Raw genomic sequence first — 10,964 nt, forward strand, 5'->3', positions numbered from 1 at the left:
GGGACTCACGAGGTCTGGGAACGCGCGGTGCGGTGCTGGATCAGGACGGCGGCGACGATGATCGCGCCCTTGGCGATCTGCTGGACGTCGCTCTGGAGGTTGTTGAGCGCGAACAGGTTGGTGATGGTGGTGAAGACCAGGACACCCAGGACGGAGCCGGTGATGGTGCCTCTTCCGCCGCTGAGCAGGGTGCCGCCGATGATCGCGGCGGCGATGGCGTCGAGTTCGTAGAGGTTGCCGTTGGTGTTCTGGCCGGAGCCGGTGAGGACGACCAGCATGAACGCCGCGATACCGCAGCACAGCCCGGACAGCAGGTACAGCATCAGCCGCTGCCGTCTGACGTCGATGCCCGCCAGCCGGGCCGCCTCGGCGTTCCCCCCGACGGCGACCGAGCGGCGGCCGAAGGTGGTGCGGTTCAGCAGCAGCCAGCCGACCGCGGTGACGGCCGCGAAGACCAGCACCAGCGGCGGGATGCCGAGGACGTACGCCTGGGGCAGCCCGAGGTCCAGGACGGTGTCCACCCGGACGACCTGGGTCCTGCCGTCGCTGATCTGCAGGGCCAGGCCCCGGGCGGAGGCGAGCATGGCGAGGGTGGCGATGAAGGGCACCATCCCGCCGTAGGCGATGAGCACCCCGTTGACGAGGCCGCAGCCGAGGCCGACCGACACCGCGCACAGCAGCATGCCGCCGAGGCCGAAGTCCTGGGTGGCGACCGTGGTGGCCCACACCGAGGCCAGGGCGACGATCGCGCCGACGGACAGGTCGATGCCCCCGCTGATGATCACGAAGGTGACGCCGACGGTGACGACACCGATGACGGACGCCTGGGTGAGGACGAGCTGGAGGTTGCCGGTGGACAGGAACTCCTCGGGCCTGGTGAGGCCGCCGACGGCCACCAGCACGGCGAGCACCCCGAGCAGTGCGAGATTGCGCAGGTCGGCACGGCCGAGCAGGGCGCGCAGCGGGCTCCCGCCCGGTGGTGCGGTGGTCTTGGCGGGGACATCGGACACGGTGCCTGGCGAGCTCATCTCGACGGGCTCCCTTCCAGGACGAGGTCGAGGACCCGGTGCTCGTCGAGCTCCCGGGCGGGTGCGGTGTGGACGACCCGGCCCTCACGCAGCACCAGCACCCGGTCGGCCAGGCCGAGTACCTCCGGCACCTCGCTGGAGACCAGCAGGACGGCCACTCCGTCGTCGGCGAGGCGGCGGATGACGGCGTAGAGCTCGGCCCGGGCACCGACGTCGACGCCGCGGGTGGGTTCGTCCAGCAGCAGCACCCGGCAGCCGCGCAGCAGCCAGCGGGCGAGGACGACCTTCTGCTGGTTGCCGCCGGAGAGGGTGCGCACCGGGCGGTCGGGGTCGTCGGGGCGCAGGGAGAGGTCGCGGGTGTGGCGGTGGGCCGCGGCGCGTTCTTGTCGGCGGTCCAGCCAGCCGCCGCGGGCGAAGCGTGGCAGGCAGGACAGGGACACGTTGCGGGTGACCGAGTCGAGCATCAGCAGCCCCTGGGCCTTGCGTTCCTCGGGGGCCAGCCCCAGTCCGGCGCGGACGGCGGCGGTGACGCTGCCGGGGCGCAGGGGACGGCCGTCGACCAGGACCCGGCCGGCGGTGGGAGGGCGGGCCCCGTAGACCGTCTCCAGGATCTCCGAGCGGCCGGAGCCGACCAGGCCCGCCAGACCGACGATCTCGCCGGGGCGCACCTCCAGGTCGACCGGCTCGAACTCCCCGTCCCGGGCGAGTCCTTCGACCTTCAGCACCGGCCGCGCGGAGGGGTGGGGGAGGTCCGCGGAACGCCCGGGGAAGACGTACTCGACGGTGCGGCCCGTCATGAGGGAGACGACGTCGCCGGTGGGAACGGACCGGGCGGGCAGTCCGCGGGCGACGACGCGCCCGTCCTTCAGTACGGTGACGCGGTCGCCGATCCGGCGGATCTCCTCCAGACGGTGGGAGATGTAGACCACCGCGACGCCGTCGGCGGTGAGGTCGGTGACGATGCGGAAGAGGTTGCCGACCTCGTCGGGGTCCAGGGCAGCGGACGGCTCGTCCATGACGATGAGGCGGACGTCGTGGGAGAGGGCGCGGGCCATGCTGACGATCTGACGGGCCGCGGCGGACAGCCGGCGGACGAGGGTGTCCGGGGCGATCTCGGGATGGCCCAGGCGTGCGAGAAGGCGCGCGGTGGTCTCACGGGCGGCGCGGGGCCGTACGAAGCCGGCGGTGGCGGCCTCGTGGCCGAGGTGGATGTTCTCGGTGACGGACAGGTCCTCGACCAGGTCGAGTTCCTGGTGGATGGTGGCGATACCGAGGGCCATGGCGGCGGTCGGCGTCCTCAGCCGGACGGCTCCGCCCCGCCAGGTGATCTCGCCCTCGTCCGGCTGGTGGACCCCGGCGAGGATCTTGATGAGGGTCGACTTCCCGGCGCCGTTCTGGCCGAGGAGACAGTGCACCTCCCCGGCTCGCACGTCGAGGTCGACACCGTCGAGTGCGCGCACGCCGGGGAAGGACTTGGTGATGCCGGACATGGTGAGAAGGGGAAGGGGGTCCCGCTGGTGTTGCTCTGGTGCCATGACGAGCTCCAGGGAGTGCCCCATGCGTTCGGGCCATGGGGAGGAGGCGGCCGGTGGAGGTGGGTGGGGCCGTACGGAACGGGGCAGGACGGGGTGGAGCGTGCGGGTGTGCGTCCTGTTGGTGCGGCTCGGGATACCGGTGGTGTGGTTGTCGGTGGTGGTGCGGAGCCCGGCCGCTCAGGCCGGGGCGAACAGGTGGTCGCTGATGAGCCGGGCCGCACCGGTGACCCCGGCGACGGGTCCCAGCTCGCCCAGCACGATGGGAAGGTTGCCGGTGGCCAGCGGCAGCGACTGGCGGTAGACCTGGGTGCGGATGCTGGCGAGCAGGGTGTGGCCGAGCCCGGTCACACCACCTGCGATCACCACCAGAGCGGGGTTGAAGAAACTGACGAGGCCGGCGATGACCTGGCCGGTGCGGTTGCCGCCGGCGCGGATGAGTTCCAGACAGGCGGTGTCCCCGGCCGCGGCCGCGGCCGCCACGTCGGCGGCCGACAGCCGTCCGGCGGACTCCAGACGGGCGGCGAGCTCCGGCGACCGGCCGCACCGGGCGGCCTCCTCGGCGTCGCGGGCGAGCGCCGCGCCGCCGAAGTGCGCCTCCAGACAGCCCCGGTTGCCGCAGGCGCACTGCCGCTTCTGCGGGCCGGACTCCACCTGGATGTGCCCGATGTCGCCGGCACTGCCCGTCGTACCGCGGTAGACCTCGCCTCCCACGACGATGCCGCAGCCGATGCCGGTGCCGATCTTGACGCAGAGGAAGTCCTGGACGGACCGGGCCACGCCCGCGTGCTGCTCCCCCATCGCCATCAGGTTCACGTCGTTGTCGACCATGACGGGGCAGCCCAGTTCCTGGCTGAGCGCCTCCCGGACGGGGAAGCCGTCCCAGCCCGGCATGATCGGAGGTGCCACCGGGACCCCCTCGGGGAAGCGGACCGGCCCCGGAACGCCGATGCCGGCACCGTCGAAGCCCTCGGCCACTCCCGTGGCACGGAGCTTGGCCGCCATGGCGAGCACCTGTTCGAAGACCGCGACCGGGCCTTCCCGCACGTCCATGGGCTGGTTGAGGTGGCCGAGGATCTCCAGTTCGGCACTGGTGACGGCCACGTCGATCGAGGTGGCGCCGACGTCGACGCCGAGGAAGCGCAGTCCGGGCGCCAGCCGGATGTTGTGGGAGCGGCGGCCGCCGCGGGAGGCGGCGAGGCCGTCGGCCACCACGAGGCCGGTCTCCAGCAAGCGGTCCGTCTCCACGGCCAGCCTGGAGCGGGAGAGGTCCATCCGGTCCCCCAGCCGGGCCCTGGAGGTGGGGCCGCCGTCGCGCAGCAGACGGAGCAGTCGTGCCTGGTGCGCGTTCGCGGGCCGAGCCGTCATACGTCTCATGCCGCCCTCCTCTCCGGTCCCGGGTATCGGCAGGGGCCGCTCCGGCCCCGGTGAGCGTTGTGCCTCGCCGGACTTTCCCGAGGAACATAGCAGCGCCTGCCCGGGCCGGGAACAAGTTCTGCAAGAAGTATCGATACTTTTTCCTGCTACAGGACAAAGACGGTCGACAGTGCGCGGCAGTGCGGCTCGCCGCGTTCTCCCCTCACACGGTCGTGCACGTGCCGCTCAGGCGGAGCCTGCCCGGACAGGTCGCGCCCGGTGTCCCCGTCGACCTGGTCCTCGTCCACCGGTCGCCGGGCCTGCGCCCGTGCCTCTGGCCGCGGTCGCGCCGCAGACCGAGGCGCGGCACCCCGCTGAGCGTGCGCACCGACGAGCGGCGCACGCGGCCCACGCGGACGCCTGGCGGCGCCGGTGGGTCGGCGCAGGTCGTCGGACACCGAGGTGGCGAGCAGCCGGCTGACGGGCTCGGCGGACAGGGCGGCCACCCCGCGCAGTGCCCTGAGCGCGCGCAGCCAGGTCACCGGGTTCTTCCGGCCCGGCCCGGCCATCAGCTGTCCGAGCGTGGTGAGCTGATCGAAGCAGGCCCGTCCGCAGGCCGGGTTCCCCCTGGTCGGACGGGAAGCAGGCGGTCATGCGGATACGGAAACGGCCCTGAGCCGACGGAATCGGGCCCAGGGGTCCCCGGTGGGTCCCCGCGGACCAGAACTCGGCGATCACCGAGTCGGCGCTGTGGCGCAACTCGATGGTCTCGTGGTTCCGGTCGGGAAGGCCGCCCGGGTGTCGTGGTGGTAGCCGCCGACCTCGCCCTCTCCCCGTCGTGGACGGCCTCGTCGTGGAAGTGGCCGAGCACCAGGACGAGGCGCTGACGCGCGGCGAGGGCCTCGCGGCGCGGTGTGCCGAAATGCCATCGTGGTGGCATGACCGTAGAAGTTCGTCCGGCCTCGGTCTTCGAGGACGTCCGTACCCTGCTCGGCCCGAAGTCGCCCGGCGCCAACGTCTGCTGGTGCCTGAGCTACCGGCTCCCGTCCAAACTCAACCACGAACTCCGCGGACCGGCCCGCGGCGAGTACGTCGCCGACCTGTGCCACAGGCAACCTCCTCCCGGGGTACTCGCCTACGAGGGTGGGGAGCCGGTCGGCTGGGCCGCCGTGGCACCGCGTTCGGACACCTCCTTCGCCCGCAGCCGCAGGATTCCGTATGTCGACGACCTGCCGGTCTGGTCACTGTGGTGCGTTCGCGTACGCCCCGGCCACCGCAGGAAGGGGCTCTCGCACGCCCTCATCTCCGGCGCGGTCGAGTTCGCCCGCGCCCACGGTGCGCCGGCGATCGAGGCGTATCCCCTGGACAGTGGTGACGCCAAGGTCGACATGACGATGGCGTACGCCGGGCTGCGGAAGAACTTCGAGCGTGCCGGATTCGCCCATGCCGCCGACACCACCTCGGTGCTGGCCGGTCATCCCCGGGTCCTGATGCGGCTCGACCTGCGCTGACAGACCGTCCCCGGCCCCCGGCCGGGGTACTCCGGCGGTGTTCCCGAACCGGTCCGACACCTCGTGCGGCTCGACGGTTCCGGTGCCTTCACACCGCTTACGGCGGCGAGCCGGCCGGCGGCCGTGTCACCGCGCGCCGTAGTACAGCCGGAGGAACTCCTCCGTCGCCGCGCCGACACCTCCCTCGCCACCGGCGCCACCCGCGGCGGTTCCGTGCGCTCCGCCTCCGTCCCGGTGTTCCCCTGCCGCCGCCCGGTGAGGTGGCACAGCCTTACCGCCCGTGCCGCCCTCCCGGTGTGTCCACCGTGGTGATCACCCGCACCAGGGCGGGCGTACGGGGGGCGGAGCCGAAACCGAACCGCACCGGCGGGTCGACCGGCGCGAGCGCGCCCAGGTCCCGGCCCTCGAAGGAGGCCGCGAGCGAGATGACGGGCAGCAGGTCCAGGGCCCCGTACCACTCCCGGTACCCGCCGCCCGCGCTGCCCCGGGTACGTACCCCGGGCAGCAGGCGGGCGGGGACGTCGGTCAGCGCGGCCCAGGCGGGCCGGGCGGCCAGCGGGGCTGGCACGCACCGCAGCAGCCGGCCGAGTCCGCCCCGTCGTCCGGTGGTGAGGCGGAGATCCAGCGGTCCGGCCGCCACCTGCCACAACGGCCCGGACACGTCCACCGCCACCGGCACGACCCGCACCCGGTCGAAGCGGTAGACGGCGGAGACGAAGTCCGCGATCCGCTCGTCGGGGGCCAGCAGCAGCCGCTGTCCGCCGGCCCTCTCCAGCATCACGTCGCCGAACGGGCCGAACGGCGACTCCGGCCAGTGCCCCAGGACCACCCTCGTCCCGGAGGAGGTCCCGACCGCGCCGATCCACCCCCGAAACCGCAGGGCACTCCTCATCACACGCGCACCTTTCCGGGCGGACCGGGGCGTTCCTCCCCGGCCCCGTCCGGAACGCCCCGGTTCTCCAGGATGCCCGGTGTTCCGGGCCGGGGCGCCCACGGACACCGCCGCCGGCCGACTCGCGAGAGATTTCATTGAAACGTTGAACTGAAGCCGGTTGATGGTTGAAGATTCACTCAAAGCTCCGTCCCACCGGAGCTCTGATCGGGAAGGAACCGCAGCACTATGAAGAGCCGACCCAAGAAACTGGCACTGGGTGCCATGACGGCCGTCGCGGTGAGCGTCGCGCTCCCGGCAACCCCCGCCTTCGCCACCGACGAGATCGACTGCGGCGCCGGCACGGATTCCGTGCGGGTGACGTATCTGGAGAACGGCACGGAGCACGCCCGGTGCTGGACCGGCCCCGGCAACGTCCCGCTCGGACAGGGCGGCGTCACTTCCTTCACCTCGGGCGCCCACGAGGTGGTCGTCTTCTGGAGGACGAACCTGGGATGGGACGTCGAGGTGCTCCCGCCCCACACGTCGGCCCCCTTCACCGGCGCCGATACCTACCACGTCTACGGTTTCCACGTCAGGTAACCGCTGACCGCGGCCGGCCCGCTCCGTCCGGGCCGGGCCGGCCGTTCGCGGCGCACACGGTGACGAGGGGTGCTCGCCACCCGGCGGCCGGCGGAACTTCTCGTCCGAGAAAGTCCGGAACAACAGTCCGGGATCGTCCGGCGCGGGGGCGGTACGCGCCCGGGGACGGTCACCGGAGGCGACCGGACGACCGGGTGACCGGTGCGGTGCCGCGTCGGAGCGCGCGTCCATCGGCCGCGTCTGCCGGTTGTTCGGACAAGCCGGCACCGCCAGGGCCTGGCGATGACCGCTGTCGCTCCGCGGCAGGCCGAGTTGGCAGACAGCCGGTCCCGGTGGCACCGCCGCCCAGCAGTTCGGCGGCGCGGGCCCCCTCCGCGTACTGCGAGAGCACCAGCACCGGCAGTCCGGGGATCTCGGCCCTGGCCCGCGGGGCGGCCCGCAGCCCCTTCGTCGCGGAAGCCCGGCGGCATCCGCACGTCGAGCACGGCCACGCCCGGGCGGTGTTCCAGCCGCATCGGCAGGATCTCCGGTCCGGCGCCGGCGACGGCCGCCACCTCGTGCCCGGCCGAGGCCGGCAACGGCACCAGCCCTTCCCGGAACAGGGCTGGTGCCGTTGCCGGTCTCCGCGATCACCGTCGTCCCGGGCGGGAAGTACGGTCGGAACTCCGAGGCGGGAGACCACCCGGACGCGGACGGCCGGTCCGAAGGGGCGGAGGAGCCCTCTGCACCACCGCCGGGGAGCGGGCTCCACCGCGGGAGTCCGCCCGCCCCACCGGATCCTTCCGGCACTGCGAGGCTGCCGGCGAACGGGCGTCAGCCGATCACGCCGGAGCTCTGGGTGGCCGGCGAGGGGGTACAGGTCATATCCGCCGGGGTGTCGGCCGTGCCCTCGCCCTGGAAGCCGAAGGTGGTGCTTCCGCTCCTGCTGAGGGTCCCGTTGTAGGCCGCGTTGCGGACGGTGACCTCCTGTCCGCCGACGGTGAGGTCTCCGTTCCAGGCGCTGCTGACGGACTGGCCGCCGGGCAGCGTCCAGGTGACGGTCCAGCCGGTGATCGGCGCGGTGTGGCCGTTCCCGACGGTGACCTCCGCGGTGAAGCCGCCCTGCCACTGGCTGGTGACGCGGTAGGTGGCGGTGCACTCGCCGCGGGGGGCGGGGCTGCCGCCAGTGAGCGCGGCGGCGATGGCGTGGTAGGCGGGCTTCTTGGCGAAGTTCTCGTCCCACGGCAGGGCGGCGCCCTCGCCGGGGAAGACGGAGGGCACCCAGGAGTACTTGTCGGTGTAGTCCCAGAGGGTGATGCCGACGCACCGGGAGACCGCCAGGCACGCCTCGGCCACGGCTCCGTAGTCGGTGGCCTGCCGGGCGTCCTTGGCGGCGGTGCGCGGCAGGGTCATGCGGATGTCGAGTTCAGTGAGGGCGACGTCGACGCCCAGGTCGGCGAAGCGCTGGATGTTCTGCTGGAGGCTTGCCGGGACCTGGCCGGCGATCAGGTGTGCCTGCATGCCGACGCCGTCGATGGGGATGCCCCGGGCCTTGAAGGACTTCACCATCTCGTAGACGGCGTCGCTCTTGGGGCCGATTCCTTCGATGTTGTAGTCGTTGTAGTAGAGCTTGACGTCCGGGTCGGCGGCGCGGGCCGCCTTGAAGGCCTCGGCGATGTAGCTGTCGCCGATCTTCTGCTGGAAGACCGACTGCCGGCGGCTGCCGTCCTCCTCGAACGCCTCGTTGACCACGTCCCAGTGGATCAGCCGGCCCTCGAAGTGGTCGACTTCATGGGTGATGTGGTCGCGCATGACCTCCAGGAGCTCGCCGGCCGGCACGTCGCCGACCCAGTCGGGCAGCTGGTTGTGCCACACCAGGGTGTGTCCGCGCACCGACTGGCCGTTGGACTCGGCCAGGTCGACTATCTCCTCGGCCGCGGTGTAGTCGAACCGGCCCCGGGACGGCTCGGTGTACTGCCACTTCATGGTGTTGCCGACGGTGATCTGGCTGAACTCGCTGCCCAGGATCTGCGTGTACCGGGTGTCGGGCAGCTCGGGGTTGTCCGTGGCGGAGCCGAAGTAGCGGCCCTTGGCCTCGGCCAGTTCGCCCAGGGTGGTGTCGGCGTGGGCCGCAGCGGTGGGCGCGGCCGCGGTCAGCCCGGCCGACAGGGCCACTAACGCTGTGGCGAGGAAGCCGGCCGTACGGCGGCCTCGGGGCGGGTGGTGGCGGAACATGGTTCTCCTTCGGTTCGGGATCGTCCGAGGGCGTCATGTGGTGCGTGGTGCCGTGACGGTGGGACAGCGGCTCGGTCCGGCCCTGTCCCGACTCCTCCCCGTAGAGAAGTACCACCTGTCGGCGCCGGGGGCGAGATGGGCTTCGACCAGTTCCTCCCGCGGCGGCCGGCCCGCTGCGGGCGCGCCGTACAGACCGCGGCGGAGCGGGACAGCACAGCACGGCAGGAGCGTCTCGCCCCGCCACAGGCCGGTCTCGCGGCAGACCGGACCGGACGTCCTGACCGCCCGGCCCGGTCGGCGACGCGGTCCCGGTACGGCCGTGGCACCGGACCAGTACGTCCCACCCCTGGGACGGCGCCTCCCCACCCCCCGGCCGGTCACCTGGTCGTGGAGGCGGCTCCGACTGATGAACGACGGCGCGAAGCGTCCCTCACCCCTGCGGGCCGGTCCTTGCTGGGACAGGCTCCGCCGTTGGTCGTCGGGGACGTCGGGGAAGAGGGGCCCGGGTCGTGGCGCGGGCACGGACCCTCGGATCCGTGTCGTGGAGGAGGACTTGCATCGCCGTCGCCTGAGCGGGTTCGCCGTACAGGTCGTGGAGCCGCTCGGCAGGTCTCTACTACGTTTTCAGTAGCGGCAACTGTCAGCAGGCGTACGACGACAGGGCGGCCCGCATCCGGAGAGGCTGGGCGGACAACCAGCACCAGATGGGGAGACCTCCTGCCGTGGCCATTTTTCTTCACCGAGTGGGCCGTCTGGCCTTTCGGCAACGTTGGTACGTCGTTCTGATCTGGGTGGCCGTTCTGGCCTTCACCGGACTCAGTGCTCTCAAGGCCCCGGAGGCGTCCGACAAGGGGTTCTCCATGCCGGGCATCGAGTCCCAGAAGGCGTTCGACCTGATGGAACAGCGCTTTCCCGGAACCGCTGCCGATGGTGCGACCGCCCGGATCGTGTTCGTCGCGCCGAGCGGGGAGCGGATCACCGCCCCTGGGAACAGGCAGGCCGTGGAGAAGGCCGTGGCCTCTCTGGCCGACGGCGGACAGGTCGTGAGCGCGTCCGACCCGTTCCGGTCGAAGACCCTGAGCAGGGACGGCCGGACGGCGTACGCGACCGTCACCTACGAGGTCGGTGCCAAGGACCTCACCGACGCCAGCAAGAGCCGGCTGGAGGAGGCTGTCCACAGCGCTCAGGATGCCGGGCTGACCGTCGAGGCGGGCGGAAGCGCCCTGAACGCGGGTGGCGGGCCGGGCGGTACGGCCGAGCTGATCGGTGTCGCGGTGGCCGCCGTCGTCCTGCTGGTCACCTTCGGTTCGCTGGCCGCGGCCGGGCTGCCGCTGCTGACCGCCCTGATCGGCGTCGGGGTCAGCATGGCCGGCATTCTGGCACTGGCCCATGCGCTGGACTTGTCCGCGACGACGAGCATCCTGGCGATGATGCTGGGACTCGCGGTCGGCATCGACTACGCGCTGTTCGTCGTCTCCCGCTACCGCGAGGAGCGGGCCAGGGGCCGTGCGCCGCAGGAGGCGGTCGGGCTGGCGGTCGGCACGGCCGGTTCCGCGGTGGTGTTCGCCGGGCTCACCGTCGTCATCGCGCTGGCCGGACTCGCGGTGGTCGGCGTCCCGATGCTCACCAAGATGGGGCTGGCCGCGGCGGGCGCGGTCGTCGTCGCCGTGCTGATCGCGCTGACGCTGGTCCCGGCGTTCCTCGGTTTCTGGCCGAACGCCGTGCTCACGCGGCGGGCCCGCAAGGGCGGACAGGCCGAGGAACAGGACACCCGGAACAACGGGGGCACCCGCTGGGCGCGGTTCGTCCTGCGGCGCCCGCTGCCCGTGCTGCTGCTCGGCGTGGCGGG

The 10,964-nt window shown here is 72.4% G+C and carries 9 protein-coding genes and 1 pseudogene; 3 read left to right on the top strand and 7 right to left on the bottom strand.

Annotation, left to right across the window (positions count from 1 at the left end; translation table 11 throughout):
- Positions 1-5 precede the first annotated feature (5 nt).
- The 4 genes from CUT44_RS13250 to CUT44_RS33535 form a co-directional block, all read right to left on the bottom strand.
- On the bottom strand, positions 6-1,028 hold the full coding sequence (locus tag CUT44_RS13250; RefSeq protein ID WP_100202166.1) for an ABC transporter permease: 1,023 nt from the start codon (positions 1,026-1,028) through the stop codon (positions 6-8).
- Positions 1,025-2,563: a sugar ABC transporter ATP-binding protein gene (locus CUT44_RS13255; protein WP_100202178.1), complete on the bottom strand. Its 1,539-nt coding sequence runs from the start codon at positions 2,561-2,563 to the stop codon at positions 1,025-1,027. The genes CUT44_RS13250 and CUT44_RS13255 overlap by 4 nt, the downstream gene beginning before the upstream one ends.
- Positions 2,564-2,740: 177 nt before the next feature.
- The gene (locus CUT44_RS13260; protein ID WP_100202167.1) at positions 2,741-3,928 is read right to left on the bottom strand and encodes an ROK family transcriptional regulator; all 1,188 of its coding nucleotides are present in this window, start codon (positions 3,926-3,928) and stop codon (positions 2,741-2,743) included.
- 155 nt (positions 3,929-4,083) lie between these two features.
- Positions 4,084-4,485, bottom strand: a complete 402-nt coding sequence (locus tag CUT44_RS33535) for a hypothetical protein (protein ID WP_199185700.1) — start codon at positions 4,483-4,485, stop codon at positions 4,084-4,086.
- Positions 4,486-4,854: 369 nt separating this feature from the next.
- On the opposite strand from CUT44_RS33535, the gene CUT44_RS13270 reads away from it, so the two are divergent.
- Positions 4,855-5,427: a GNAT family N-acetyltransferase gene (locus CUT44_RS13270; protein WP_100202168.1), complete on the top strand. Its 573-nt coding sequence runs from the start codon at positions 4,855-4,857 to the stop codon at positions 5,425-5,427.
- 271 nt (positions 5,428-5,698) lie between these two features.
- Here the strand turns inward: CUT44_RS13270 and CUT44_RS13275 are convergent, their stop codons facing one another.
- A complete protein-coding gene (locus CUT44_RS13275; protein ID WP_100202169.1) occupies positions 5,699-6,319 on the bottom strand; it encodes a hypothetical protein in 621 nt (206 codons plus the stop codon).
- 228 nt (positions 6,320-6,547) lie between these two features.
- On the opposite strand from CUT44_RS13275, the gene CUT44_RS13280 reads away from it, so the two are divergent.
- Entirely contained in the window at positions 6,548-6,901 is a 354-nt protein-coding gene (locus CUT44_RS13280) for a hypothetical protein (protein WP_100202170.1), read from the top strand.
- Between the two features lie 316 nt (positions 6,902-7,217).
- Here the strand turns inward: CUT44_RS13280 and CUT44_RS34000 are convergent.
- Together CUT44_RS34000 and CUT44_RS13290 are read right to left on the bottom strand one after the other, a co-directional pair.
- Positions 7,218-7,503, bottom strand: a pseudogene (locus CUT44_RS34000) (DNA-binding response regulator); the annotation flags it as partial.
- 211 nt (positions 7,504-7,714) lie between these two features.
- The gene (locus CUT44_RS13290) at positions 7,715-9,115 is read right to left on the bottom strand and encodes an endo-1,4-beta-xylanase (protein ID WP_100202171.1); all 1,401 of its coding nucleotides are present in this window, start codon (positions 9,113-9,115) and stop codon (positions 7,715-7,717) included.
- Between the two features lie 722 nt (positions 9,116-9,837).
- Here CUT44_RS13290 and CUT44_RS13295 point away from each other — a divergent pair.
- Positions 9,838-10,964 (top strand): MMPL family transporter (locus tag CUT44_RS13295; protein WP_158239609.1); only part of this gene is annotated, 1,127 nt, incomplete at its 3' end.

Origin of the sequence: Streptomyces carminius, assembly GCF_002794255.1 — a bacterium.
Lineage (GTDB): Bacteria > Actinomycetota > Actinomycetes > Streptomycetales > Streptomycetaceae > Streptomyces > Streptomyces carminius.